This is a genomic window from Cupriavidus basilensis (genome assembly GCF_000832305.1).
GTDB classification, from domain to species: domain Bacteria; phylum Pseudomonadota; class Gammaproteobacteria; order Burkholderiales; family Burkholderiaceae; genus Cupriavidus; species Cupriavidus basilensis_F.
Genome location: NZ_CP010536.1, coordinates 3,904,458 through 3,929,562 on the forward strand (window position 1 = coordinate 3,904,458; position 25,105 = coordinate 3,929,562).

At 66.1% G+C, this 25,105-nt stretch carries 22 protein-coding genes; 4 read left to right on the forward strand and 18 right to left on the reverse strand.

The window, feature by feature from the left end; translation table 11 throughout:
• Positions 1-71: 71 nt before the first annotated feature.
• The 16 genes from ftsZ to coq7 all read right to left on the reverse strand — a co-directional run bounded on the left by ftsZ (position 72) and on the right by coq7 (position 18,899).
• Entirely contained in the window at positions 72-1,271 is a 1,200-nt protein-coding gene (ftsZ, locus tag RR42_RS18050; RefSeq protein WP_043349799.1) for a cell division protein FtsZ, read from the reverse strand.
• A 164-nt stretch (positions 1,272-1,435) separates the two neighbouring features.
• Entirely contained in the window at positions 1,436-2,668 is a 1,233-nt protein-coding gene (ftsA, locus tag RR42_RS18055) for a cell division protein FtsA (protein WP_035875601.1), read from the reverse strand.
• On the reverse strand, positions 2,665-3,573 hold the full coding sequence (locus tag RR42_RS18060; protein WP_043349805.1) for a cell division protein FtsQ/DivIB: 909 nt from the start codon (positions 3,571-3,573) through the stop codon (positions 2,665-2,667). The genes ftsA and RR42_RS18060 overlap by 4 nt, the downstream gene beginning before the upstream one ends.
• A gap of 57 nt (positions 3,574-3,630) precedes the next feature.
• On the reverse strand, positions 3,631-4,614 hold the full coding sequence (locus RR42_RS18065) for a D-alanine--D-alanine ligase (RefSeq protein WP_043349809.1): 984 nt from the start codon (positions 4,612-4,614) through the stop codon (positions 3,631-3,633).
• Entirely contained in the window at positions 4,611-6,050 is a 1,440-nt protein-coding gene (gene murC / locus RR42_RS18070) for a UDP-N-acetylmuramate--L-alanine ligase (RefSeq protein WP_043349812.1), read from the reverse strand. The genes RR42_RS18065 and murC overlap by 4 nt, the downstream gene beginning before the upstream one ends.
• A 12-nt stretch (positions 6,051-6,062) precedes the next feature.
• The gene (gene murG / locus RR42_RS18075) at positions 6,063-7,133 is read right to left on the reverse strand and encodes an undecaprenyldiphospho-muramoylpentapeptide beta-N-acetylglucosaminyltransferase (protein WP_043349816.1); all 1,071 of its coding nucleotides are present in this window, start codon (positions 7,131-7,133) and stop codon (positions 6,063-6,065) included.
• A 109-nt stretch (positions 7,134-7,242) separates the two neighbouring features.
• Entirely contained in the window at positions 7,243-8,484 is a 1,242-nt protein-coding gene (ftsW, locus tag RR42_RS18080) for a putative lipid II flippase FtsW (protein ID WP_043349820.1), read from the reverse strand.
• Positions 8,481-10,007: a UDP-N-acetylmuramoyl-L-alanine--D-glutamate ligase gene (gene murD / locus RR42_RS18085; RefSeq protein ID WP_043349824.1), complete on the reverse strand. Its 1,527-nt coding sequence runs from the start codon at positions 10,005-10,007 to the stop codon at positions 8,481-8,483. The genes ftsW and murD overlap by 4 nt, the downstream gene beginning before the upstream one ends.
• A 50-nt stretch (positions 10,008-10,057) precedes the next feature.
• A complete protein-coding gene (gene mraY, locus RR42_RS18090) occupies positions 10,058-11,227 on the reverse strand; it encodes a phospho-N-acetylmuramoyl-pentapeptide-transferase (RefSeq protein ID WP_017227540.1) in 1,170 nt (389 codons plus the stop codon).
• Positions 11,228-11,307: 80 nt separating this feature from the next.
• Positions 11,308-12,723: a UDP-N-acetylmuramoyl-tripeptide--D-alanyl-D-alanine ligase gene (locus tag RR42_RS18095; RefSeq protein WP_043349828.1), complete on the reverse strand. Its 1,416-nt coding sequence runs from the start codon at positions 12,721-12,723 to the stop codon at positions 11,308-11,310.
• Positions 12,720-14,267: a UDP-N-acetylmuramoyl-L-alanyl-D-glutamate--2,6-diaminopimelate ligase gene (locus RR42_RS18100; RefSeq protein ID WP_043349833.1), complete on the reverse strand. Its 1,548-nt coding sequence runs from the start codon at positions 14,265-14,267 to the stop codon at positions 12,720-12,722. Before RR42_RS18100 ends, RR42_RS18095 begins: the two co-directional genes overlap by 4 nt.
• Positions 14,264-16,063 carry a peptidoglycan D,D-transpeptidase FtsI family protein gene (locus tag RR42_RS18105; protein ID WP_043349836.1) on the reverse strand — a complete coding sequence of 600 codons (1,800 nt, stop codon included), beginning with the start codon at positions 16,061-16,063 and terminating at the stop codon, positions 14,264-14,266. Before RR42_RS18105 ends, RR42_RS18100 begins: the two co-directional genes overlap by 4 nt.
• The gene (ftsL, locus tag RR42_RS18110) at positions 16,060-16,383 is read right to left on the reverse strand and encodes a cell division protein FtsL (protein WP_043349840.1); all 324 of its coding nucleotides are present in this window, start codon (positions 16,381-16,383) and stop codon (positions 16,060-16,062) included. Before ftsL ends, RR42_RS18105 begins: the two co-directional genes overlap by 4 nt.
• Positions 16,380-17,393: a 16S rRNA (cytosine(1402)-N(4))-methyltransferase RsmH gene (rsmH, locus tag RR42_RS18115; RefSeq protein WP_043349844.1), complete on the reverse strand. Its 1,014-nt coding sequence runs from the start codon at positions 17,391-17,393 to the stop codon at positions 16,380-16,382. The genes ftsL and rsmH overlap by 4 nt, the downstream gene beginning before the upstream one ends.
• 7 nt (positions 17,394-17,400) lie before the next feature.
• Positions 17,401-17,829: a division/cell wall cluster transcriptional repressor MraZ gene (gene mraZ, locus RR42_RS18120; protein WP_043349847.1), complete on the reverse strand. Its 429-nt coding sequence runs from the start codon at positions 17,827-17,829 to the stop codon at positions 17,401-17,403.
• A gap of 446 nt (positions 17,830-18,275) precedes the next feature.
• Positions 18,276-18,899 carry a 2-polyprenyl-3-methyl-6-methoxy-1,4-benzoquinone monooxygenase gene (gene coq7 / locus RR42_RS18125; protein ID WP_043349850.1) on the reverse strand — a complete coding sequence of 208 codons (624 nt, stop codon included), beginning with the start codon at positions 18,897-18,899 and terminating at the stop codon, positions 18,276-18,278.
• 331 nt (positions 18,900-19,230) lie between these two features.
• Here coq7 and RR42_RS18130 point away from each other — a divergent pair, with 331 nt between their 5' ends.
• The 4 genes from RR42_RS18130 to RR42_RS18145 all read left to right on the forward strand — a co-directional run bounded on the left by RR42_RS18130 (position 19,231) and on the right by RR42_RS18145 (position 22,475).
• The gene (locus tag RR42_RS18130) at positions 19,231-20,328 is read left to right on the forward strand and encodes a porin (RefSeq protein ID WP_043349853.1); all 1,098 of its coding nucleotides are present in this window, start codon (positions 19,231-19,233) and stop codon (positions 20,326-20,328) included.
• A gap of 88 nt (positions 20,329-20,416) precedes the next feature.
• Positions 20,417-21,433, forward strand: coding sequence for a Bug family tripartite tricarboxylate transporter substrate binding protein (locus tag RR42_RS18135; RefSeq protein ID WP_043349858.1), 1,017 nt, complete (start codon positions 20,417-20,419; stop codon positions 21,431-21,433).
• 68 nt (positions 21,434-21,501) lie between these two features.
• Positions 21,502-22,020 carry a MarR family winged helix-turn-helix transcriptional regulator gene (locus RR42_RS18140; protein ID WP_043349862.1) on the forward strand — a complete coding sequence of 173 codons (519 nt, stop codon included), beginning with the start codon at positions 21,502-21,504 and terminating at the stop codon, positions 22,018-22,020.
• On the forward strand, positions 22,017-22,475 hold the full coding sequence (locus RR42_RS18145) for a hypothetical protein (RefSeq protein ID WP_043349865.1): 459 nt from the start codon (positions 22,017-22,019) through the stop codon (positions 22,473-22,475). Before RR42_RS18140 ends, RR42_RS18145 begins: the two co-directional genes overlap by 4 nt.
• 82 nt (positions 22,476-22,557) lie before the next feature.
• On the opposite strand, the gene RR42_RS18150 is transcribed toward RR42_RS18145, so the two are convergent.
• A complete protein-coding gene (locus RR42_RS18150) occupies positions 22,558-24,240 on the reverse strand; it encodes a long-chain fatty acid--CoA ligase (RefSeq protein ID WP_043349869.1) in 1,683 nt (560 codons plus the stop codon).
• 198 nt (positions 24,241-24,438) lie between these two features.
• A complete protein-coding gene (locus RR42_RS18155; RefSeq protein ID WP_043349872.1) occupies positions 24,439-25,104 on the reverse strand; it encodes a TetR/AcrR family transcriptional regulator in 666 nt (221 codons plus the stop codon).
• Between the last annotated feature and the right edge of the window lies 1 nt (position 25,105).

Here is a 25,105-nt window from a genome sequence, read left to right on the forward strand (position 1 = left end):
CTTGCGTGTTTCGCTGGTCCGGGGTCGCGGCCTGATGGCAACCGGCCGTGCCGGCACCTTGCCGAGCCAACTCAGTCCGCCTGCTTGCGCAGGAAGGCCGGGATGTCGTACGTATCCACACCCTTTTCCTGCAGCGCAGCCACGTGGGCGGACGCGGACTCGCGCGAACTGCGCCATACCGCCGGCGTGTCCAGATTGCTGTAGTCCGGCGCGCTGCTGTGGCTTACGCCAACGTTGCTGGCCATGTTGCCCATCATCTGTACCGGCATGTTGTCGGTACCGGTCTTGAGCAAGGTCATCGGCTGTTGCTTCTTGGCCGAACGGCCCAGGCCCGTCGCCACCACGGTCACGCGCAGTGCGTCGCCCATGGCGTCGTCGTACACCGTGCCAAAGATCACGGTGGCATCTTCCGCGGCGTAGCTGCGGATGGTGTTCATGACTTCCTTGGTTTCCGACAGCTTGAGCGAACGGCTGGCCGTGATGTTGACCAGCACGCCGCGTGCGCCCGACAGGTCCACGCCTTCCAGCAGCGGGCTGGCGACAGCCTGCTCGGCAGCCAGGCGGGCGCGGTCAACGCCCGACACGGTGGCCGTGCCCATCATGGCCTTGCCCTGCTCGCCCATGACCGTCTTCACGTCTTCGAAGTCGACGTTCACCAGGCCATCGACATTGATGATCTCGGCAATGCCGGCAACCGCGTTGTGCAGCACGTCGTCGGCGCACTGGAAGCACTTGTCCATCTCGGCGTCATCGCCCATCACTTCGAACAGCTTTTCGTTGAGCACAACGATCAGCGAATCGACGCAGGACTCCAGCTCGCCCGAGCCAGCTTCCGCCACCTTGGCGCGGCGCGCACCCTCGAACTCGAAGGGCTTGCTGACCACGCCCACGGTCAGGATGCCCATTTCCTTGGCAACCTGGGCCACGACCGGGGCAGCGCCGGTACCGGTGCCGCCGCCCATGCCGGCAGTGATGAAGACCATGTGCGCACCACGCAGCGAGTCGGCGATCTGCTCGCGCGCCTGATCTGCACAGTTGCGGCCGACCTCCGGCTTGGCACCGGCCCCCAGGCCGGTGTTGCCAAGCTGCAGCACGCGCGAAGCGCTGGAGCGCTTGAGCGCCTGCGCATCGGTGTTCATGCAGATAAATTCAACGCCTTGCACGCCACGGCTGATCATGTGCTGCACAGCGTTACCGCCCGCACCGCCCACGCCGATCACCTTGATGATGGTGCCGTCCTGCAATTCCGTTTCGATCATGTCAAAGTCCATCACTGCCTCCAAGAAGAATCAGCCGCCAAACGCTGCAGCCTCCCCGCCGCAACCCTTGGTTACTGAACAAGAAACCATCAAAAAACTGCGTGTTCAACGGCCTGCCCGCCGTTCGGTGGACAGCCCCGCCATTCAATCCAGTGCAATCCGATCGCCTGCAACGTTCAGAAGTTGCCGACGAACCATTCCTTCATGCGGGTCCACACCTGCTTGACCGAGCCGCTCTGCACTGCCACCTTGCGCCCGCGCATGCGCTGCACGCGGCCTTCGAGCAGTAGTCCCATTACGGTCGAATAGCGCGGACTCTTTACCACTTCGTGCAAATTTCCGCGATATTCCGGCACGCCGACCCGAACCGGCTTAAGGAAGATGTCCTCGCCCAGTTCCACCATGCCCGGCATCATCGCGGTGCCGCCGGTGATGACGACCCCCGACGACAGCAATTCTTCGTAGCCCGATTCGCGCACCACCTGGTGCACCAGCGAGTACAACTCCTCGATACGCGGCTCGATCACGGCCGCCAGCGCCTGGCGCGACAGCGAACGCGTACCGCGGTCGCCAACGCCAGGGACCTCGATCATGTCTTCCGGATCGGCGATGGCCTGCTTGGCGATGCCGTACTGGATCTTGACGTCCTCGGCATCGGGCGTGGGCGTGCGCAGCGCCATAGCGATGTCGTTGGTGATCTGGTCGCCGGCGATGGGGATCACGGCCGTATGCCGGATCGCGCCTTCGCTGAAGATGGCGATATCGGTGGTGCCGCCACCGATATCGACGAGCACCACGCCGAGCTCCTTCTCGTCCTCGGTCAGCACCGCCAGGCTGGAAGCCAGCGGCTGCAGGATCAGGTCGTGCACCTCCAGGCCGCAGCGGCGCACGCACTTGACGATGTTCTGCGCCGCGCTAACCGCGCCGGTGACGATATGCACCTTCACTTCCAGGCGAATGCCGCTCATGCCGATCGGCTCGCGCACGTCCTCCTGGCCGTCGATGATGAATTCCTGCGTGAGGATGTGCAGGATCTGCTGGTCGGTCGGGATATTGACCGCCTTGGCGGTCTCGATCACCCGGGCCACATCGGTCTGGGTGACCTCCTTGTCCTTGATCGCCACCATGCCGCTGGAATTGAAGCTGCGGATATGGCTGCCGGCAATGCCGGTAAACACCTCGGAGATCTTGCAGTCGGCCATCAGTTCAGCCTCCTCCAGCGCACGCTGGATGGACTGCACGGTGGCCTCGATATTGACCACGACCCCTTTCTTCAGACCCTTGGACTCTGACTGGCCCATCCCGATCACTTCGTAGCTGCCGTCGGGGCGCAACTCGGCCACCACCGCGGCCACTTTGGAAGTGCCGATATCGAGACCGACCAGTAGGTCCTTGTATTCCTTGCTCATCGGTTTTTCTCCGCGTTCTTGCTCTTGAGTCGCGTCGGATTGTTGTTTGGATTGGTGCTGGCGTTCGTATTCGTATTCGTATTCGTGCTCGTGCTGGAACCAGTTGCCCTCGCCTTGGCCGCAGCCGCTGCCTGCGCATCGGTCAGGAAGCGCACGTTAGCCGCGCGAATCGCAAACCCGTTGGGGTATCGCAGGTCCGCGTACTCGATCTGCTTGCCCCACTGCTCCGTGACCTGGGGCCAGGCCACCACGAACCGCTTGACGCGCTGGTCCATGGCGTCGCGCTCCTCGTCGTTCTGTTCACGGCCAAGCTCCACCACCATGCCGTTGGAAAGCTTGGCGCGCCAGGCGTAGCGGGAAGACAGCGTGACCGCCAGCGGCTCCACCTTCAGCGGCTTGAACCACTCGCGCATGACTTCGAGCTTGTCCACCACATCGCTCTCGCTGTCCGGCGGGCCATCGAGGGCGAGCAACTGGGCATCTTCCTCGGCTTCGGCCGGATTGGCGACGAAAACTTCGCCATAAGTGTTGATCAGGCGGCCACTGTCGGCATTGCCCCACGTACCGAGGGCTTCGTGCTCCTCGACCTCGACCGCCAGCCCGTTGGGCCATTCGCGCCGCACACTGGCACGGCGCACCCAGGGCACCGACTCGAAGATCTGGCGCGCCTCGTTCAGGTCGAGCGTGAAAAAGCTCCCCGACAGCTTGCCCAGGGCGTTGGCGCGCACGCTCGGCGCATTGACATGGCGCAGGGTGCCGCCTTCCATCGACACCAGCTCGACGTGGGTAATGGCAAACACCGGCCGCTGCGCCAGCCATAGCAAGCCGGCAGCGAACGCCATCATCGCCACCAGCGCATAGAGCGTGGAGGCGATCAGGTTAAGCAGGCGAGTGTTGTGCCACATGGCGTTGCGTTGTCCCGGTTCCGGTCAGTCAGGGTTCAGTGTTGGCTCGGTCTATGCTCAATCGGGCTTCCAGGCCGCGCTGGGATGCAGGTCCAGCGTGGCCGCGGCAATCACCTGCATGACGAAGTCCTCGTAGCTGATGCCCACCGCGCGCGCCGCCATCGGCACCAGCGAATGGCCGGTCATGCCGGGCGAGGTATTCATCTCGAGCAGGTAAGGCTTGTTGTCGGCGCTGAGCATCACGTCGGCACGCGCCCAGCCGCGGCAACCCAGCACGCGGAAGGATTGCACCGCCAGGCGCCGGACTTCGGCTTCCACGTCGGCCGGCAGGCCCGACGGGCACAGATACTGGGTATCGTCAGTAAAGTACTTGTTTTGATAGTCGTAGTTCGCACCGGGAGCGACGATGCGGATCACCGGCAGCGCTTCGGCGGTGGCGCCCTCCCCCACGATCGGGCAGGTCAGCTCCGCGCCGTCAATGAAGGTTTCGGCGATCACGTCGTTGTCCAGCGCCGCGGCCTTCTCGAAGGCGGCACGCATCTGGCCGGCTTCGGTCACCTTGGTCAGACCGATGGACGAGCCCTCGCGCGCCGGCTTGACGATCAGGGGCAGGCCCAGGTCGGCCACAACAGCGTCGAAATCGGTATCGGCCTGCAGCATGGCGAAGCGCGGCGTGGGCAGGCCGTGCGTGGTCCACAAGCGCTTGGTGGCCTGCTTGTCCATGGCCAGCGCAGAGGCCAGCACGCCGCTGCCGGTATAGGGCACGCCGAGCTGCTCGAGCAGGCCCTGGATGGTGCCGTCCTCGCCGTAGCGGCCGTGCAGGGCAATAAAGACGCGGTCAAAGCCAGCCGTGGCCAGCTCGGCCACCGACTGCAGGCCGGGATCGAAGGCATGGGCATCGACGCCGCGCAAGCGCAACGCCGCCAGCACGCCGTTGCCCGACAGCAGCGATATCTCGCGCTCGGCCGAGCGGCCGCCAAGCAGCACGCCAACCTTGCCCAGCGCCTTGGGATCGATATTGGGATGGGCGACGAAGCTCATGCCTGGCCCCCTGCTTGCTGAGAAACCAGTTGTCCGGGCACGATACCGATCGTGCCCGCGCCCATCGTCACCACCACATCGCCGGGACGCACGGCGTTCAGGATAGCCTGCGGCATTTCGTCGATCTGCTCCACAAAAACGGGTTCAACCTTGCCTGCCACGCGCAGCGCGCGTGTCAACGCGCGGCCATCGGCGGCCACGATCGGGGCTTCCCCGGCGGCATAGACCTCGGCCAGCAGCAGCGCATCCACGGTGCCCAGCACCTTGACGAAGTCCTCGAAGCAGTCGCGTGTGCGGGTATAGCGGTGCGGCTGGAACGCCAGCACCAGCCGGCGCCCCGGGAACGCACCGCGCGCGGCGGCCAGCGTCGCGGCCATCTCGACCGGATGGTGGCCGTAGTCGTCCACCAGCGTGAAGGTGCCCGCGCTCTTGGCCTCGCCCTGCTCGTTAGTGCCGACGCAAGCCACTTCGCCATAGCGCTGGAAGCGGCGTCCCACCCCGTGGAACTCGCGCAGCGCCTTGACGATGGCGGCGTCCGGCACCTCCAGCTCGGTCGCGATGGCAATCGCCGCCAGCGCGTTCTGGATGTTGTGCATGCCCGGCAAATTCAGCACCACCTCCAGCGGCGCCTCGGCGTGTCCGTTCAACTGGCGCAGCACGGTGAAATGCATCTGGCCGTCGACGGCGCGGGCATTGACCGCACGCACCTGCGCATCTTCGGCAAAGCCGTAGCGCACGATTGGCTTGGACACGAACGGCATGATCTCGCGCACGTTGGGGTCGTCCACGCACAGCACGGCGATGCCATAGAACGGCAGGCGCTGGGTGAACTCCACGAACGCCTGCTTGAGCCGGGCAAAGTCATGCCCGTAGGTGTCCATGTGGTCGGCGTCGATGTTGGTGATGACCTCGATCACCGGGAACAGGTTCAGGAACGAGGCATCCGACTCGTCGGCCTCGGCCACGATGAAGTCGCCCGTGCCCAGGCGCGCATTGGCGCCCGCCGAGTTGAGCCGGCCGCCGATCACGAAGGTGGGATCAAGTCCGCCTTCAGCCAGCACCGACGCCACCAAGCTGGTGGTGGTGGTCTTGCCATGCGTGCCGGCGATGGCCACGCCCTGCTTCAGGCGCATCAACTCGGCCAGCATCACCGCGCGCGGCACCACCGGGATGCGCTTGGCGCGCGCGGCCAGCACCTCGGGGTTGTCGTTGGTCACGGCGGTGGACACCACCACCGCATTGGCGCCGTTGACGTGGGCGGCATCATGCCCGTGCATCACGGTCGCGCCGAGCGACGCGAGGCGCCGCGTGGCGGCATTGCTGCCCACGTCGGACCCTGAGACCTTGTAGCCCAGGTTCAATAGGACCTCGGCGATGCCGCTCATGCCGGCGCCGCCGATGCCTACGAAATGGATGTTCTTGACGATGTGCTTCATGAATCCGTTGGTTCAATCCCTGGCCATCTGGCTGCAGATCTCCGCCACGCGCCGGGTTGCTTCGGGCTTGGCGAGACCGCGCGCCTGATGCGCCATCTCTCTGAGTCGGGGCCGCGACAGCGAGGCCAGCGTCTGCGCCAGCCCGCTCGCGGTCAGTTCGTTCTGTTGGACCAGCAAGGCGGCATCCTGGGTCGAGAGGAATTCCGCATTGGTGGTCTGGTGGTCATCGACCGCATGCGGGAACGGCACGAACAGTGCCGCCACGCCTGCTGCCGCCACCTCCGACACGGTCATTGCGCCCGCGCGGCAGATCACCAGATCCGCCTCTGCGTATGCCGCCGCCATGTCGTCGATAAAGGGCAAGGCTTGCGCCGCCACGCCCGCGGCCTGATAGTTGGCTCGCAGCCTGTCGATCTGCTTGGCGCCGGCCTGGTGCTTGACCAGCGGGCGCTCGCCCGGCGGCAGCAGTGCCAGCGCCTTGGGCACGACCTCGTTGAGCGCCGCCGCACCCAGGCTGCCGCCCACCACCAGCAGCCGCAACGGGCCGGTGCGGCCGTCGTAGCGCGCCTCGGGCGCCGGCATGTGCGCCACTTCATCGCGCACCGGGTTGCCGGTCCACTCGCTGTCCGGCAGGGCATTCGGAAAGGCGCACAGCACCCGGTCCGCGACCTTGGCCAGCACCTTGTTGGCCAGCCCGGCAATCGAGTTCTGCTCGTGCAGCACCAGCGGGCGCCCCAGCAGCGAGGCCATCATGCCGGCGGGGAACGTAATATAGCCGCCCATGCCCAGCACCACGTTGGGCCGCACCCGGCGCAACGCCTGCAGACTTTGCCAGAAGGCGCGCAACAGGTTCAGCGGCAGCATCAGCTTGGTCAGCGGGCCCTTGCCGCGCAGGCCACCAAACTGGATGAACTCCATCGGGATGTCGTACTTGGGCACCAGCGTGGCTTCCATGCCGTTGCGGTTGCCCAGCCATACCACCCGCCAGCCCTGCTCACGCAGCGCGCGCGCAACCGCCAGCCCGGGGAAGACATGCCCCCCGGTGCCGCCAGCCATCACGAGCAAGGTGCGCGGTGCGGTCATACCTTGCCTCCGCGCATCATTGAATGGTTGTGGCTACGGCCGCTGCGCTTAACTTCCTGCTTGCGCAGGAAATTAGCCTCCGCCGGAACCAAGTGATGCTGCGCTACGGTCATACCTTCCCTCCGCGCATCATCACCCGGTTCTCGTAGTCGATACGCAGCAGGATCGCCAGCGCCACGCAGTTCATCAAAATGCCCGAGCCGCCGTAGCTCACCAGCGGCAAGGTCAGCCCTTTGGTCGGCAGCAGGCCAAGGTTCACGCCCATATTGATAAAGGTCTGCCAGCCAACCCAGATGCCGATGCCCTTGGCCACCAGGCCGGCAAAGGTGCGGTCGAGCTGCAGGGCGGTACGGCCGATCTCGAAGGCGCGGCGCACCATCCAGTAGAACAGCACGATCACCACCAGCACGCCCACGAAGCCGAACTCCTCGCCAATCACGGCGAGGATGAAGTCGGTATGCGCCTCGGGCAGGTAGTGCAGTTTCTCGATGCTGCCGCCCAGCCCCACCCCGGTCCACTCGCCGCGGCCGAAGGCGATCAGCGAATGGGTGAGCTGGTAAGCCTTGCCCAGCGCGTTGGCTTCTTCCCACGGGTTGAGATATGCGAAGATCCGCTCGCGCCGCCAGGGCGAGGCCGTGATCAGCAGCGCGAAGGCGCCCACCGCCACGCCAACCAGGCCGGCGAACAGCTTGCCGTTGATGCCGCCGAGGAAGAGGATGCCCATGGCGACGGTAGCCACCACCAAGAAGGCGCCCATGTCCGGCTCCAGCAGCAGCAGCATGCCGACCACCACCACGGCCACGCCCATCGGCAGGAAGCCCTTGCCCACGTTCTGCATCCACTCCTGCTTGCGCACGGTGTAGTTGGCGGTGTACAGCACCACCGCCAGCTTCATGAGCTCGGACGGCTGGAAGTTCATGATGCCCAGCGGAATCCAGCGCCGCGCGCCATTCACGCCCTTGCCCACGAACGGCACCAGCACGATGATCAGCATCACCAGCGCGATCACGAACAGCTTGGGCGCGTACTTATCCCAGAACTTGACCGGGATCTGGAAAGCCAGCAGTCCCATGGACAGCCCGATGAACAGCGCGAACGCGTGGCGCGCGAGGAAGTGGCTCTCGCGGTAGTTGGCATAGCGCGGCGAGTCAGGCAGCGCGATCGAGGCCGAATAGACCATCACCAGGCCAAGCGCGAGCAGCACGATCGCCACCCACAGCAGTGGCTGGTCGTATTCCATCATGCGCGAGCGCGTCGGCTTGACGCCGGACACCGCATCGCGCAAGCCGCCCCAGGCGTTGCCGATGGTGGCCCCGATAAAGCCGCTACGCTTGACCTGTGCGTCGCTCATGGCACGATCCCCCTGGACATCGCCAGTTCTTCCACCGCGGCGCAAAAGACTTCGGCACGGTGCACATAATTACGGAACATGTCGAGGCTGGCGCACGCCGGCGACAGCAGCACGGCGTCGCCGCCCTGCGCTGCACTGGCAGCCAGCGTGACCGCCTGCTCCAGCGTGGCGGCATCGGCCAGCGTGACGCCGGTGTCCTGGAGCGCGCGACGCAGCTCGCCGGCATCCTTGCCGATCAGCACCACGGCGCGCGCGTACTGCGCCACCGGCGCGGCCAGCGGCGAAAAATCCTGCCCCTTGCCTTCCCCGCCGGCAATCAGCACCACCCGCTTGTCCAGGCCGGACAACGCGGCGACGGTGGCGCCCACATTGGTGCCCTTGCTGTCATCGAAGAACTCGACATCATCCACCGTGGCGACCCATTCCACGCGGTGCGGCTCGCCGCGGTACTCGCGCAGGCCATGCAGCAACGCGTTCATCGGCAGGTCGATGGCGCGGCACAGCGCCAGCGCGGCCATGGCGTTGGTGGCGTTGTGCATGCCACGGATATGCAGCGCGTCGGCCGGCATCAGGCGCTTGTGACGCACCGGCACGGCTTCCACGCTCTCGGCGGCCGCAGCCTTGCGGCGGCGCGGCTTGTTCTCGCCTTCGGCTTCGCTATCGGGCTCGGCCACCACCAGCCAGGGCATGCCGCCCTCGCGCTGGATGCCGAAGCAGCCCGGCAATTCGGGCAGATCGTTGCCGAAGGTCACCAGTGCGCTGGCCGGGCGGGCCATATCCAGGCTGAGACGGTCGTTGCGGTTCAGGATCTGCAGGCAGCCGGCTTCGCCGGGCGCCGGCGCCGGGCCGAAGATCCGAGCCTTGGCGGCGGCATAGGCTTGCATGCTGCCATGCCAGTCCAGATGGTCCTGGGTGATATTGAGGACGGTGGCCGCGTGCGGCGCCAGCGTATGCGTGGTCTCCAGCTGGAAGCTCGACAGTTCCAGCACCCAGACCTCGGGCAGCGTGGCCGAGGCAATGCAGGCGGCCAGCTTGTCCAGCGCCGACGGACTGATATTTCCCGCCACCGCTACGCTCTTGCCGGCGCGCTCCACCAGGCGGCCGGTCAGCGCGGTAGTGGTGGTCTTGCCATTGGTGCCGGTGATGGCCAGCAGCTTCGGCGCGTAGCCCGACTCTGCCCGCAGATGCGCGAGCGCGCGCGCGAACAGTTCGATTTCGCCCCAGACTGGAATGCCACGCTCGCGCGCCGCTGCCAGCAGCGCGGCGGTATCGCTCTCCAGCGGCGACAGGCCGGGGCTGATCGTCACCAGTTCGATGCCGTCCAGCAGCGCTTCGGCCAGGGCGCCGCCATGAAACTCGGCCGAGGGCAACTCGGCCTGCAGGAAGACAAGGTTGGCGGGAGCCTCGCGCGTGTCGGCAACGCGCACGGGGGCACCATACAGGCCGCACCAGCGCGCCATCGCCAGCCCCGATTCGCCGAGGCCCAGCACCAGCACATGAGGTTTTTGCAACTCGCCAAACACTTCGATTCCCGCCTTTCTTGCGTTACTGCGTTAGTAGATATGCGCTGGCTTCAGCGCAACTTGAGCGACGACAGCCCGATCAGCACCAACAACATGGTGATGATCCAGAAGCGCACCGTCACCTGCGTTTCCTTCCAGCCCGACAATTCAAAGTGGTGGTGCAGCGGCGCCATCTTGAACAACCGCCTGCCCTCGCCGTAGCGCCGCTTGGTGATCTTGAACCACCCCACCTGCAGCATCACCGACAGCGTTTCCACCACGAAGATGCCGCCCATCACGAACAGCACGATCTCCTGGCGCACGATCACTGCCACCGTGCCCAGCGCGCCGCCCAGCGCCAGCGCGCCGACGTCGCCCATGAACACCTGGGCCGGGTGGGCGTTGAACCAGAGGAAGGCCAGCCCCGCCCCCGCCAGCGCTGAACAAAAGATCAGCAGTTCGCCGGCCCCGGGAATATGGGGGAACAGCAGGTACTTGCTGTAGACCGAACTGCCCATCACGTAGGCAAACACGCCCAGCCCGCTGCCGACCAGCACCACCGGCATGATCACCAGGCCGTCCAGCCCATCGGTCAGGTTCACCGCATTGCTCGAACCCACGATCACCAGATAGGTCAGCACGATGAAGCCGGCCACGCCCAGCGGATAGCTCACTTCCTTGAAGAAAGGCACGATCAGGTTGGACTTGTAAGGCATGTCGAGCGACAAACCGCCTTCGACCCAGCCCAGGAACAGGTCCCACACCCGCACATTGCTGCTTTCCGATACCGAGAACGCCAGGTAGACCGCGGCCACCAGGCCGATCAGGGTCTGCCAGAAAAATTTCTCGCGGCTCGACATGCCGCGCGGATCGCGATAAACCACCTTGCGGTAGTCATCCACCCAGCCGATCGCGCCGTAGCCCAGGGTCACCAGCATCACGACCCAGATAAAGCGGTTGCCCCAGTCGCACCACAGCAACGTGGAGATGGCGATCGACACCAGCACCAGCACGCCACCCATGGTGGGCGTGCCGGCCTTGACCAGGTGCGACTGCGGGCCGATGGTGCGCACCGCCTGGCCGATCTTGAGTTCGGTCAGCTTGCGGATCACCCACGGCCCGAGGCCGAGCCCGATCAAAAGCGCGGTGAGGTTAGCCATCACCGCGCGGAAGGTCAGGTAGTTGAAGACCCGCAGGAAGCTGTAGTCGTTTTGCAGCCACTGGGCCAGAGCCAATAACATCGTGTGTCCGTATTCCTTTCGACAACCACCCAGCGGCGCCGGGCTATCTGATTGATTGCGTAAATAACTGTTGATGACGATTAATGCGCGGGAGTGTTTGCGACCAGCGCATCGACCATCCGTTCCATCCGCATGAACCGAGATCCCTTCACCAGTACCGCGCTTGCCGCCGCCACGGTACCGTCCTTGTCTTGCGCCAACACCTGGGCGAGGTCCTCGGCCCGTTCGAAATACCGGGCTGCGGCGCCAAACGCCTGCACCGCGTGCACCATGGCCGCGCCCGTCGCCCACAGCGACTCGATGCCATGCGCGCGCGCGTAGGCGCCGATCTCCGTGTGAAAGGCCGGCCCCTGGTCGCCCACTTCACCCATGTCGCCCAGCACCAGCAAACGCGGCGCGGCAAACCCGGCCAGCACGTCGATGGCCGCCCGTACCGAATCGGGATTGGCGTTGTAGCTGTCATCGATCACCAGCGTGCCGCCGGTGGCATGCTTGACCTGCAGCCGGCCCTTGACCGCGGCAAACCCGGCCAGCCCTGCCTGGATCGCCTCGATGCCGACGCCCGCGCCCAGCGCGCAGGCGATCGCCGCCAGCGCGTTGCGCACGTTGTGGGTGCCAAGCACCGACAGGCGGACCTCGAACGCAGCACCAGGCGCGCTGACCTGCATCACTTGCACGCCGTCGTCCAGAGCCACATCGGCGCGGACATCGGCGCTGGCATCCAGGCCAAACGACAGCACGCGGCGCGCACCGGCTGCCTGGCGCCAGATGCCGGCATGCGCGCCGCCGCCTTCGGCGTCGAGCGGGAACACCGCCACGCCGTCCGCGGGCAACGCCGCGATCGCCGCGGCGTGTTCATGCGCCACGGCCTCCACGTTCACCATGAACTCCTGGTGCTCGCGCTGCGCGTTGGTCACTACCGCCACGGTAGGCTGGGCGATGCTGGCCAGGTAGACGGTCTCACCCGGGTGGTTCATGCCGAGCTCGAGCACGGCGAGCCGGTGCGCAGCGGACAGGCGCAGCACAGTCAGCGGCAGGCCGATATCGTTGTTCAGGTTGCCGCCCGTTGCCAGGCGCGCGCCCTCCCCTACCGCCGCCGCGAAGATCGCGGCGATCATTTCCTTGACGGTGGTCTTGCCGTTGCTGCCCGTCACCGCGACCGCGGGCAAGCTGAAACGGCGGCGCCAGCCGGCGGCCAGCTGGCCTAGCGCCAGGCGGGTATCGGGCACCACGATGGCGGGTATACCAAGCGCGGCATCGGGCTCGCGGTCCACCAGCACCGCGGCGGCGCCACGCGCCACCACGTCTGCCAGGAAATCGTGCGCGTCGAAGCGCTCGCCCTTGAGCGCGACGAACAGGTCGCCGGGCTGGACCGTGCGGCTGTCGGTCAGCACGCGCGAGAACCCCCGGCTGCCTGCGCCATCGGGCCCGGAAAGACGCGCGCCGGCGATCCAGCCGGCGGCTTGCTGCAAATCGGTCATGGTGTATTGCGTCATGCTGACACCCCACGCGTGCCCAGCGTCAGCCGGACATGCTCGCGGTCGGAGAAAGGCCGCTTGCGGCCCTGCACCTCCTGGGTGGCTTCGTGCCCCTTGCCCGCCACCAGCACCACATCGGCTACGGTGGCGTGCTTGATGGCATACAGGATGGCGGCTGCGCGGTCCTCGATCAGGTGCGCGCGGCTACGATCGGCCAGGCCGTCGGCAATGGCGTTCAGGATGTCTTGCGGGTCTTCGCTGCGCGGGTTGTCGCTGGTCAGCACCACCTCGTCGGCAAGCCGCTCGGCCACTTCGCCCATCAGCGGGCGCTTGATCGGGTCGCGGTCGCCGCCACAGCCGAACACGCACCACAGCCGGCCCTTGCGGGCCTGGGCCACGGGGCGCAGCGCGTCCAGCGTCTTTTCCAGCGCATCCGGGGTGTGGGCGTAGTCGACCACTGCCAGCGGCCCGTCCTGGCCGCCATGGCTGCCGCCGAACAGCTCCATGCGGCCATCGACCGGCTTGAGCGTGCGCAGCGCGTCGAGGGCTGCGTCCCAGGCAATGCCGTTGGCCAGCGTGGCGCCGAGCACGGCGAGCAGGTTGCTGACATTGAAGGCGCCGATCATCGGCGTGCTGACATCGGCGCTGCCGAAGCTGCCATCCACATGGAAGGCCGTGCCGGCAGCGGTGGCGCGCACGTTGGTCGCGCGCAGCCACTGTCCTGCCTTGCGGGTCGGGCCGGCCGCGCCATCGATGCCGTACTCGATCACCTGCGCGGCGAGCGCGGGGTTGGCCAGCAGGCGACCACCCATGGCATCGTCGCGGTTGATCACGGCGGCACGCAGGCCTGGCCATTGGAACAGCAGGGCCTTGGCGGCCTCGTATTCGGCCATGGTGCCGTGGTAGTCGAGATGGTCCTGGGTCAGGTTGGTCAGCACCGCCACCGCAAAGTGCGTGCCGGCCACGCGGCCTTGCTCCAGGCCGTGCGAGGACACTTCCATGGCGACCGCGCGCGCGCCGGCGCCGTGCAGCGCAGCCAGGCTATCCTGCAACTGGACGGCGTCGGGCGTGGTGAAGCCGGTCGCCGTGATCGCGTCAGGAAAACCGGTGCCAAGCGTGCCGATGGTGGCGCAGCGCTTGCCCGCGGCCTGCAGCACGCGCGCCAGCCACTGGCAGCACGACGTCTTGCCATTGGTGCCGGTGATGCCGGTCACGGCGAGATCGCGCGCGGCGTTGTCATACCAGCCGGCGGCAATCGGGCCGGCGAGCTGGTGCAGGCCCGACACGCCAAGATGCGGCACGCCTTCGCCATGCGGCCAGGCGAAACCATCGGCCTCAAAGACCACGGCACTGGCGCCACGGGCGATCGCCTGGGCGATATGGGGGCGCCCGTCGGTCGACAGGCGCGCGTTGCCCAGCACATAGGCAAAGAACACATCGCCCTGGGCCAGACGGCGCGTGTCGCCCGTCAGCTTGGCGCCGGCGGGGGCGTGCTGGCGCAGCCAGGCCAAGGCATCGCCAGCCTGCGCGGCCACTTCGAGGGGGAGCAGCGGCTGGCTCATTGCGTCGCGCTCCACGGTTCGCTTTCCTGCACCTTGTCGCTCACGACCAACTGCCGGATCGGCGAGTCCGGTTGCACATTGAGCGCGCGCAGCGCGCCGCCGGTAATCGCGGAAAAGGCCGGGCCCGCCGCGGCGCCACCGTAGTGGCTGCCGGAGGTAGGCTCATCCACGCTCACGGCCACGATCACGCGCGGGTTGGACATCGGCGCCAGGCCGATGAAGGAAGCCCGGTACTTGCTGCGGTCGTAGCCGCGGCCAACGTGCTTGTACGCCGTGCCCGTCTTGCCGCCAACCCGGTAGCCCATCACCTGGGCTTCGGGCGCAGTGCCGCCAGGCGCCGTCACCGTCTCCAGCATGGCACGCACCTGGCGCGCCACCTCGGGCGACAGCACGCGCTCGCCAGTGACCGGGCCCTGGTTCCGGAACATGGTGACCGGGATCAGTTCGCCATCATGGGCGAAGATCGTGTAAGCGTGGGCGATCTGGAACAACGACACCGACAGGCCGTAGCCATAGGACATGGTCGCCTGCTCGATGGGCCGCCAGCTCTTGTACGGGCGCACCCGTCCGGCCACGGCGCCGGGGAAGCCGATCTTGGGCGCCTGGCCCAGGCCCACGCTCATATACATATCCCACATTTCCTGCGGCTTGAGCAGCATCGAAATCTTGGTCGTGCCGATGTTGCTGGACTTCTGGATGATGCCGGCCACGGTCAGCGCCCCGTAGTTGTGCGTGTCGCTGATGGTGGCGCCTTCGTAGTTGAACTTGCCGGTCGTGGCAAATACCGTCGACGGCGTGACGCGCTTGAGCTGCAGCGCCAGGCCGATCGTGATCGGCTTCATCATCGAGCCCGGCTCGAAGGTGTCGGTCAGGACCCGGTTGCGCAGTTGCTCGCCCGACAGGCGGGTGCGGTCGTTGGGGTTGTAGGTCGGCCAGTTGGCCAGCGCCAGCACCTCACCGGTCTGCGCGTCGAGCACCACGGCGCTGGCCGCCTTGGCCTTGCTGCGCTCGACGATGGCCTTGACCTCGTTGTAGGCCAGGTACTGGATCTTGGCGTCGATGGAGAGCTGCTGGTCCTCGCCGTCGCGCGGCGTCTTGAGGATGCCCACATCCTCCACCACGCGGCCAAGGCGGTCCTTGATCACCTGGCGCGCGCCGGACTTGCCGGCCAGCACGCCCTCGCGCGCCAGCTCCACGCCTTCCTGGCCGCGGTCTTCGACATTGGTAAAGCCGACGATGTGCGCCATCGCCTCGCCTTCCGGATAGAAGCGCTTGTATTCGCGGGTCTGGTGAATGCCGTCGATCTTGAGCGCGGCGATCTTGTCCGCGACGTCCGGCAGCACCTGGCGCTTCAGGTAGACAAAGCTCTTGTCTTCCGTGAATTTGCGGCGCAGTTCCTTGTCGCTCATGTCGAGCAGCTTGCTCAACTGGCGGATCTTGTCAGCGTCGATCTCGTCGGGCACGTCCTCCGGGACCGCCCAGATGGCCTTCACGGGCAAGCTGGTCGCCAGCACCAGCCCATTGCGGTCGAGGATCTTGCCGCGCGTTGCGGGCAGCTCGAGCGTGCGCTGGAAGCGCTTCTTGCCTTCGGCCTCGTAGAACTGGTTGCCCGGGCCCTGGATCCAAAGCGCGCGCCCAGCCAGGGCGACGAAGGCGGCGAACATCATGAACACCACCAGCTTCGAGCGCCACATCGGCAGGCGCAGGCCAAGCACGGGGCTAGCGGCGAACTGGCCGGTGCGCGGGCGCGAAGGGTTGCCGCGCTGGGCGTTTTGCGAGGGCCGGGCGATGGTCATGGCTTACTCCCCTCGGGTGCTGCGGCCGCGGGCGCGCTGGCGGGCGGCGCGTCCAGCACCACGCCGGCCAGGTACTGGGTCCTGCCGGGAAGCACCGGCGTCATCTTCAGCTGTGTCCGGGCTGCGTCCGCGATGCGCGCGCTCTTGCCGAGCGAGCTCTGCTGGTACTGCAAGCGGGACCAGTCGATGTCGAGCTGCTTTTCTTCCGCCTGCGCTCGCTCGTGGGCAACGAACAGGGTGCGGGCCTGGTGCTGCGCGCTCACCAGCGAGAGCGCGCACAGCATCAGGGCAGCCAGCAGGAAGAAAGTCAGGCGGTTCATGGGTGGCCCGCCTTCTGGGTGGAGGCGGACGAAGGGGACGCCGGGGACGGCAGCTTCTCGGCCACGCGCATCACCGCGGAGCGGGCACGCGGATTGGCGGCAACCTCTTCGGCGCCCGGCTTGACCCGGCCGAGCAGCTTCAGCGTGGGCTGCGGCAGCTGGTCCGCGCGCAGGGGCGCGCGGCGCATGGCGGGATCGGCATTCTGCTGCGGACGGGCGTGCGCCTGCATGAACCGCTTGACGATGCGGTCCTCAAGCGAATGAAAACTGATGACCACCAGCCGCCCGCCTTCCTGCAACAAGTCGTAAGCGGCGCTCAGGCCGCTTTCGAGGTCCGCAAGCTCTTGATTGACGTGAATCCGTAGAGCCTGAAAGGTGCGGGTCGCAGGGTCCTGACCCTTCTCGCGTGTTTTGACGGCTTTCGCCACGAGCGCGGCAAGCTCGGCAGTAGTGGTAAGCGGTCCGCCATGGCCGGGTTCGCTCCGGCGAGCAACAACCGCCTTTGCAATCTGTACAGCAAACCGTTCTTCCCCATAGTCCCGTACCACCCTTGCGATGTCTTGCTCATCCGCTTGCGCCAGCCACTGCGCGGCGGTAATGCCGCGCGTGGTGTCCATGCGCATATCCAGCGGTCCCTCGAAGCGAAAGGAAAACCCCCGCTCCGCGTCGTCGATCTGGGGTGAGCTGATGCCCAGGTCGAGCAATATCCCGGCGACCTTTCCCCGGCCCGCCAGCGCCGCCGGCATCTCGGCGAAGCTGGTGTGCTCAATGGAGAAGCGGGCATCCTTGATGGTGCCCGCCTCTGCGATTGCTGCCGGATCCTTGTCGAAGGCCACCAGTGCCCCGGCCGGGCCCAGCCGGGCCAGAATTGCCCGGCTGTGCCCCCCTCTGCCGAAGGTGCCGTCCACATAGACGCCATCGGGCCGCCAGACCAGGGCTTCGACAGCCTCGTCCAGCAACACGGTGCGATGGCGCAGGGCGGTGGTCCCCGGCGTTTGGGTTGAGCTCATGACCTCGTCAGAAAGAGAAATTCTTCAATGCGTCCGGCATGCCCTGCGCCATCGCCTGCTGTTCCTTGGCGGCGTAGGTCGCGGCATCCCAGACTTCGAAATGGCTGCCCATACCGAGCAGCATGACTTCCTTGTCGAGCAAGGCGGCGCTACGCAGCTCGGGCGCGATCAGCACCCGGCCCGCGCCGTCCATGTCGACGTCGGCGGCATTGCCCAGGAAGATGCGCTTCCACCAGTGCGCGTCCATCGGCAAAGCCGCAATGCGACCACGGAAGTTTTCCCATTCAGGGCGTGGAAACAGCAGCAGGCAGCCGTCCGGGTGCTTGGTCAGCGTTACCCGGCCCTCGGCCTGCTGTTGTAGCGCTTCACGGTGCCGCGCCGGAATCGACATCCGGCCCTTGGCATCCAGTGACAGCGCCGATGCGCCCTGAAACAAGCTAGCTCCCCGGTCCGCGCCGGCATGCTTGCCACCGGCTGGCGCGTGAATCCTTTAAATCCGACGTTGGGCGATGATCCCATAGCCAGACTGCGTTTTCACACAAAAACACACTTCCTCACACTATTTCCCACTTTAGAGGAAGCGATTTCACGGGTCAAGGCTCGTTATGGGGCAACAATCCGGGTTTTTTTAATTAGAACAATGACTTAGCGCGCACACCTCGCGCACCGAAAAAGTGAATTCCCAATGAAATGAAGATCTTATGGAAGAAAACAGAGAAACCACCTGAGAACAACCGAGGAAGGAACTGCCTGCAGCAGGAAAATCGGCCGAGCCGGAACGATGGAAGGATACAACGTTTTCGCGTCTACCCCGCGTGCGGGGGGCCTGGCTTGCCGGCGCGCGAAGCGACAGGGCGGGGCGTCCCGCTCCGGCGCCGTCCCTCAGATCCGATACGCGGCGGTGGTCATCACCTTGGAAGCCGCCCGCATCATCGCGCGCACCGGCGAGGGCAGCGGCATGCCGCCCGCCTCGCGCGCGGCGGCGCCGTGCCTCACCTCGTCATCGCGCATCTGCTCCAGGATCGCGCGCGACCGGTCGTCGGCAACGGGGATCTGCTCGAGATGGCCATTGAGGTGCTGCTCGACCTGGTACTCGGTCTCGGAGACGAATCCCAGGCTGACGCGGTCGCCGGCTCGCCCCGCCGCCCAGCCAATGGCAAACGCGCCTGCGTACCAGAGCGGGTTGAGCAGGCTGGGACGCGAGCCGAGCTCGCGCAGGCGTTCGGCGCACCAGCCTAGGTGGTCTTCTTCCTCGCGGGCAGCCTCATCCATCTGCGCGCGGACCTGCGGCGTGCGCGCGGTCAGCTTCTGGGCCTGGTAAAGGGCCTGCGCGCAGACCTCGCCCACGTGGTTGATGCGCATGAGCCCGGCCACGTGGCGGCGTTGCGTCTCGTCGAGGCTCTGCGCATCGGGCGCAAGCGCATCGGCGGGGTTGGCGCGGCTGGCGCGGGTGACGCCTGCGATCGCACGCAAGGCCACATCGAATTCGCGAATCAAGGTATCCATGGATGCATGCGCTGGTGGTTGCTCGAAGCGATTCCGCGCCCCACTCCCTGGCTGAAGCGGGAGATGGACCGATGAATACGCCCTCGGGATTTCCCGCATTGTACCGTGGCCGGCTTGCCGGGCTTCTCCCGCCTGGCCCGCGCCGACAAGGGCCAGATACTCCAAAACCCTGAGTTGTGAAAAGCTGACAAGGGCAGTGAACCCGATTGTGAATCGAAGGCGGTTTGTTACAGTAGTTGGCAGCTTCTGACGAAGTTGGGTAAGCGGAAAATGGAGACTCAGGAGGTTTCTCCGCTGGCCACCAATAATTCTTACACGGAGATCATCGAGCATGAAAAAATCGCTTCTCGCGCTGGCTGCGTTGGGTGCATTCGCGGGTGCCGCACAGGCCCAGTCCAGCGTGACGCTTTATGGCGTGGCGGACATGAACATTGAATACGTCTCACACATGTCCAGCAGCGGCACCAGCGGCCCCTCGGGCAACGTGACGCGGATGAGCTCGGGTGGCCTGTCCGGCTCGCGCTGGGGTCTGCGCGGCGTGGAAGACCTGGGCAGCGGAATGAAAGCCCTGTTCGTGCTCGAAAGCGGCTTCAGCCTGGATACCGGCTCTTCGCAGCAAGGCAGCCGCCTGTTCGGTCGTCAAGCTTATGTCGGTCTGGAAAGCGCCCAGTTTGGCCGCATTACCCTCGGCCGCCAGTACACCACGCTGTTTGACCTGCTCGCCAACTTCTCGCCCAGCGGCTACGCTACTCAGTATGAACCGGTGGTCGCCCAGCTCGGGGTGAACTTCCGCTCCGACAACACTGTCAAGTACACCGGTGTGTTTGGTCCGGTGACCGCGATCGCCCACTGGTCGTTCGGCGCCGGTGCGCCGGGTGGTGGTGAGGTCCCGGGCCAATTCCGCCGTGACACCGCGTACGGTGCCGGCTTCGGCTATGCTGCCGGCCCCTTCGGCGCCACGATCGCCTACGACCAGTTCAACCCCACCGAGAGCGCTGCCGCGGGCACCAGTGCCACCTACAAGAAAGCCGCCGTGGCCGGCAGCTACGCCTTTGGCCCGGCAAAGGTCATGGCCGGTTATCGCTGGGGTCAGGCCAAGAGCTCCGCGGGCGCCAGCCTGCTGCGCGACGACTACTACTGGATTGGCGCCAACTACCAGGTCACGGCACCGCTGGGCCTGACGCTGCAGTACAACTACGACAACGTCAAGAGCATGAACGGCGTCAATGTCCCGAATCCGTGGCAAGTCTCGTTCATCGCCGACTACAGCCTTTCCAAGCGTACCGACGTCTACCTGACGACCGCGTATGCCAAGAATGCGGGCCTGAACCTCGACACCGCGGCAATCGGCTTCGCCAATGGCTATCCGCTGGGCGCCGGCAAAACCAATATGTTCGGCGCTGGCGTCGGTATCCGCCACAAGTTCTGAGCAATTCCGCCCTGCTTGCAAAGGCACCTTCGGGTGCCTTTTTTGGTTTGGCAACCTGTGCCGCTGCCGCCCCATCAGGAGACCGCCCATGCACCGCAACCGTCGCCGCGCAACCCGCCTGCTACTCGCAACGCTCGCCAGCACATGCGTTGGCACGCTGACCGTACCCGCGCCCGCGCAAGCCGCAGACCCCTACCCCAACAAGCCGATCCGCCTGGTGGTGCCGTTCCCCGCCGGCGGCACGACCGACATCATGGCGCGCGCAGTGGCCGCCGAGCTGTCGAAGCTCCAGGGCTGGAACGTAGTCGTCGACAACCGGCCGGGCGCGGGCGGCAACATCGGCACCGACATGGTCGCCAAGGCCGCGCCGGACGGCTACACGCTGCTGATGGGCACGGTGGGCACGCATGGCATCAACCAGTCGCTGTACGGCAAGCTGCCGTTCGACCCGGTCAAGGACTTCACCCCCATCACCGAGGTGGCCTCTGTGCCCAATGTGCTGGTGGTCAACCCCGCCTTCGCGCAGCAAAACCGCATCAACAGCGTCACCGACCTGATCGCCCATGCGCGCGCCAACCCCGGCAAGCTCAACATGGCGTCGAGCGGCAACGGTACCTCGATCCACCTGGCAGGCGAGCTGTTCAAGACCCAGACCCGTACCTTCATGGTGCACTTTCCCTACAAGGGCAGCGGCCCGGCCCTGACCGACCTGGCCGGCGGCACCATGCAGCTCATGTTCGACAACCTGCCCTCGTCGATGGCGCTGATCAAGAGCGGCAAGCTCAAGGCGCTGGCTGTCACCAGCGCCAAACCGTCACCGGCGCTGCCGGGCGTGCCAACGGTGGCAGAGGCGGCCCGCCTGCCGGGCTTCGAGGCCAGTTCCTGGTTCGGCTTGCTGGCGCCCGCCGGCACGCCGCATGAGATCGTCGCGCGCGTCCAGCAGGAAGTCGCGCGCGCGCTGGGCACGCCGGCCATGCGGGAAAAGATGCTGGCCCAGGGCGCCGACCCGGTCGGCAACACGCCGGAACAGTTCGCCGCCTTTATCCGCGCCGAGCTCACCAAGTGGGCCAAGGTGGTCAAGGACTCGGGCGCCAAGGTGGATTGAGGCGCGCGCCGGCCCGTGGCTGCGTGCAAGCGCATATACTTGAGGCATCAAACAACCAGCGTGCCGCGATGCCCACCTCACCTGCCGCCGAGGCCCCGCCCAAGGCCGGCGCCGAAGAAGCGCCGGTCGATCTCGAAACCAGCGCCGACGATAACGCCCACGACGCCCTGCGCCTGTGGCTGCGCCTGCTGACCTGCACCAATCTGGTCGAGGCCGACATCCGCTCCCGGTTGCGCCAGGATTTCGCCTGCACCCTGCCGCGCTTTGACCTGATGTCCCAGCTCGACCGCCATCCGGAAGGCCTGAAGATGGGCGAGCTGTCGCGCCGCATGATGGTCACCGGCGGTAACGTCACCGGCATCACTGACCAGCTCCAGCAAGAAGGCCTGGTCTCGCGCGAGGCTTTGCCAAGCGATCGCCGCGCTTACCTGATCCGGCTCACGCCGGCCGGGCGCATCGCGTTTTCCAAGATGGCGCGCGCACACGAAGACTGGATCGAGCAATTGTTCGGCGGCCTGCCCCAGACCGACCGGCGCGCCCTGTTCCGCTTGCTGGGCCGGCTCAAGACCGGGCTGGTGAGCGCATGAACGCAGCCCGCTCGGGACCGGGCACGCTTTGCGCCGCGCTGCTGACGCTACTCCTGGCGGCCTGCCAGAGCATGCCGCCAGGACCCGAAGTGTCACCGCTCAACGTCACCATCAGGCTTGGGCGCATCGGCGCGAAGACGCTGGTGGGCCAGGTCGACATGCCGGACAACGGTGCGGTGAGCACCGCCGCGGGCGTTGGCGGCGGCGCATGGAGCGGCGGTGGCTGGAGCGGCGGTGGCGTTGGCTTTTCCGTCGACCTGAACTCGTTGTTACGCCCGCGGCCGCGGCCGCGCATGGACCTGTTCCAGTACACGGTGGCACCGCTGGATGGCGGGGGCGGCAACGTCATCGTCAATGGCCCTGCGGCGCCTGGTCTGGAGCCCGGCGCCTGCGTGCGGATGATCTATCCCGACGGCGCCCCCGAGCCGCTGCTCGTGCCCTCGCGGGAATGCTGACGCGCCCCGCTGAATGAAGAACGGCCTCGCTGGCGGGAGGCCGTTCTTGCTGCGGCGTGCGTAGCTGGCTTGCGCTCTTCGCTCAGGCCGCCTTGCGGCTGTCGCGCAGCTCGCGGCGCAGGATCTTGCCCACATTGGTCTTGGGCAACTCGCTGCGGAACTCCACGAACTTGGGCCGCTTGTAGCCGGTCAGGCGCTCCTTGCAGAAGGCGATCAGTTCGGCTTCTGTCAGCGCGGGATCCTTGCGGACCACGTACAGTTTGACCACTTCGCCCGAATGCTCGTCGGGCACACCCACCGCTGCCACCTCCAGCACGCCCGGGCACTCTGCGGCCACGCCTTCGACCTCGTTCGGGTACACGTTGAAGCCGGACACCAGGATCATGTCCTTCTTGCGGTCGACGATCTTGGTGTAGCCACGCGCGTCCATCACACCAATGTCGCCGGACTTGAAGAAGCCGTCGGCCGTCATGACCTTGGCGGTCTCGTCCGGGCGGTTCCAGTAGCCGGCCATCACCTGCGGGCCGCGGATGCAGATCTCGCCAGCCTGGCCGAGCGGCACGTCCGCACCGTCGTCGTCGCGAATGGCGATGTCGGTCGACGGCAGCGGCAGGCCGATGGTGCCGGAGAACGCGTCGGAATCAGTCGGGTTGCAGGTCGCCGAAGGCGAGGTCTCCGACAGGCCGTAGCCTTCGATGATCGGGCAGCCCGTCCTGGCCAGCCACTTCTTGGCCACCGCTTCCTGCACCGCCATGCCCCCGCCGTTTGCCACGCGCAAGCCAGAGAAGTCGACCTTGTCGATATCCGGGCTGTTGATCAGCGCGTTGTACAGCGTATTGACCGCCGGGAACATGTTGAACTTGTACTTCTGCAGCTCCTTGATGAAACCGGGGATATCGCGCGGATTGGGGATCAGCACGCTCAGGCCGCCGCTGCGCATGCCCAGCAGGCAGCAGACCGTCAGCGCGAAGATGTGGTACAGCGGCAGCGCCGTGATGGTGATCACCTGGTCGATCGGTGCGCCCTTGGCCAGCGCCGGCTGCATCCAGGCCTCGGACTGCAGCACGTTGGAGACGATGTTCCGGTGCAGCAGCACGGCGCCCTTGGACACGCCAGTGGTGCCACCGGTGTATTGCAGGAAGGCAACGTCGTCCGGGCCCGTGGTGGCGGGCTGCAACTGCATGCCGCGCCCCTCTGCCAGCACTGCGTTGAAGCGCACGCAGTTGGGCAGCTCCCACGCCGGCACCATCTTCTTGACGTTGCGCACAACGAAATTGACGATCGCGCCCTTGAGGCCGCCCAGCAGGTCGCCCATGCTGGCCACCACCACGTGCTTGACCGGCGTGGCGGGCAGCACTTGCTGCAGCGTGGTGGCGAAGTTCTCGAGGATGACGATGGCCTCGGCGCCGCTGTCCTTGAGTTGATGCTCGAGTTCGCGCGGGGTGTAGAGCGGATTGACGTTGACGACGACAAAGCCGGCACGCAGCACCGCGGCCAGCACCACCGGATACTGCAGCACGTTGGGCATCATGATGGCCACGCGCGCGCCCGGCTTGAGCCCGCGCGACTGCAGCCACGCCGCGAATTGCCGCGACATGCGGTCGAGTTCGCCGTAGGTGATCGACTTGTCCATGCACACAAAGGCACGGCGATCAGCATAGGTGCGGAAGGACGCCTCGAGCAATTCGGCCAGCGAGTGGAACTGACTGCTATCAATCTCGGCAGGTACGCCGGCCGGGTAATGCTTCAGCCACAGTCTTTCCATGCACCGTCTCCTGATTTTCTGAATGGTCGTTCGATTTTCGACAGATGCTAAACGCGCGACCAGGTTAAGACAACACGTTAGATGAAGTCCTCTGGACATTGCTCATCGTCTGACGTGAAGTTTAGCGCACAGTTCAACCCGGACTGGGGAATTCCCCTAGCGGCTTGCGCCAGGCAGCAACGAAAAGCCTTGCCGAAGTCAGGCGTTCACCGGCAACACCATCTTCATCATGCTCGTGGCCAGCTCTTCCGCCAGCGCCTGCGCCCCCATGCGTTCAGGCTGGTGCCAGGTGTACATGAAGCCCACCACGCTGCCAATCGCATGCGCGGTCACGCGCGCGTCGCCATAGCTGAACACGCCCGTGCGCTTGCCTTCCTCCAGCAGCGCATAGAGGTCGCGATAGAAGGCCCGCGCCATATTGCCCAGCCACGTCACCGTTTCCGGCCGCAGGTACTGGTTGTCGCGAAAGCTGAGCGTGGCGGGCACGTAGCAGGCAATGCAACGCCGCGCCATTTCCAGCAGGCAGGTATGCAGGCGCTCGCGCACCGGCAGGGCCGGGTCGGCGGTCTCGCGGATGACCGGCAGGCAGGTCTGCGCGGACTCGCGGCACAAGATGTCGAAGATCTCGTACTTGTCGGTGAAGTAGTAGTACACCGCCGGCTTGGTCACGCCCAGCGCGCGGCACAGGTCGTTCATCGTCATGCCGGGATAGCCCTTGGTATAGAACAGCTGGGCAGCGGCATCGAGGATCTGGCGGCGGCGCGCTTCCTGCCGCTCGGCGATATGCGAGCGGGCGGGTACGGCGTCCAGAGCGATTTCCGGAGCGGCCTCGGCGGCGGGAGCGGTTTTCTGTGCAGTCGGCATG

What these genes read in the sequence shown, in the direction of transcription:
- ftsZ (WP_043349799.1), bottom strand. Translation starts at nt 1,271, where the DNA reads ATGGACTTTGACATGATCGAAACGGAATTGCAGGACGGCACCATCATC.
- ftsA (WP_035875601.1), bottom strand. Translation starts at nt 2,668, where the DNA reads ATGAGCAAGGAATACAAGGACCTACTGGTCGGTCTCGATATCGGCACT.
- RR42_RS18060 (WP_043349805.1), bottom strand. Translation starts at nt 3,573, where the DNA reads ATGTGGCACAACACTCGCCTGCTTAACCTGATCGCCTCCACGCTCTAT.
- RR42_RS18065 (WP_043349809.1), bottom strand. Translation starts at nt 4,614, where the DNA reads ATGAGCTTCGTCGCCCATCCCAATATCGATCCCAAGGCGCTGGGCAAG.
- murC (WP_043349812.1), bottom strand. Translation starts at nt 6,050, where the DNA reads ATGAAGCACATCGTCAAGAACATCCATTTCGTAGGCATCGGCGGCGCC.
- murG (WP_043349816.1), bottom strand. Translation starts at nt 7,133, where the DNA reads ATGACCGCACCGCGCACCTTGCTCGTGATGGCTGGCGGCACCGGGGGG.
- ftsW (WP_043349820.1), bottom strand. Translation starts at nt 8,484, where the DNA reads ATGAGCGACGCACAGGTCAAGCGTAGCGGCTTTATCGGGGCCACCATC.
- mraY (WP_017227540.1), bottom strand. Translation starts at nt 11,227, where the DNA reads ATGTTATTGGCTCTGGCCCAGTGGCTGCAAAACGACTACAGCTTCCTG.
- RR42_RS18095 (WP_043349828.1), bottom strand. Translation starts at nt 12,723, where the DNA reads ATGACGCAATACACCATGACCGATTTGCAGCAAGCCGCCGGCTGGATC.
- RR42_RS18100 (WP_043349833.1), bottom strand. Translation starts at nt 14,267, where the DNA reads ATGAGCCAGCCGCTGCTCCCCCTCGAAGTGGCCGCGCAGGCTGGCGAT.
- RR42_RS18105 (WP_043349836.1), bottom strand. Translation starts at nt 16,063, where the DNA reads ATGACCATCGCCCGGCCCTCGCAAAACGCCCAGCGCGGCAACCCTTCG.
- ftsL (WP_043349840.1), bottom strand. Translation starts at nt 16,383, where the DNA reads ATGAACCGCCTGACTTTCTTCCTGCTGGCTGCCCTGATGCTGTGCGCG.
- rsmH (WP_043349844.1), bottom strand. Translation starts at nt 17,393, where the DNA reads ATGAGCTCAACCCAAACGCCGGGGACCACCGCCCTGCGCCATCGCACC.
- coq7 (WP_043349850.1), bottom strand. Translation starts at nt 18,899, where the DNA reads ATGGATACCTTGATTCGCGAATTCGATGTGGCCTTGCGTGCGATCGCA.
- RR42_RS18130 (WP_043349853.1), top strand. Translation starts at nt 19,231, where the DNA reads ATGAAAAAATCGCTTCTCGCGCTGGCTGCGTTGGGTGCATTCGCGGGT.
- RR42_RS18135 (WP_043349858.1), top strand. Translation starts at nt 20,417, where the DNA reads ATGCACCGCAACCGTCGCCGCGCAACCCGCCTGCTACTCGCAACGCTC.
- RR42_RS18140 (WP_043349862.1), top strand. Translation starts at nt 21,502, where the DNA reads ATGCCCACCTCACCTGCCGCCGAGGCCCCGCCCAAGGCCGGCGCCGAA.
- RR42_RS18145 (WP_043349865.1), top strand. Translation starts at nt 22,017, where the DNA reads ATGAACGCAGCCCGCTCGGGACCGGGCACGCTTTGCGCCGCGCTGCTG.
- RR42_RS18150 (WP_043349869.1), bottom strand. Translation starts at nt 24,240, where the DNA reads ATGGAAAGACTGTGGCTGAAGCATTACCCGGCCGGCGTACCTGCCGAG.
- RR42_RS18155 (WP_043349872.1), bottom strand. Translation starts at nt 25,104, where the DNA reads ATGCCGACTGCACAGAAAACCGCTCCCGCCGCCGAGGCCGCTCCGGAA.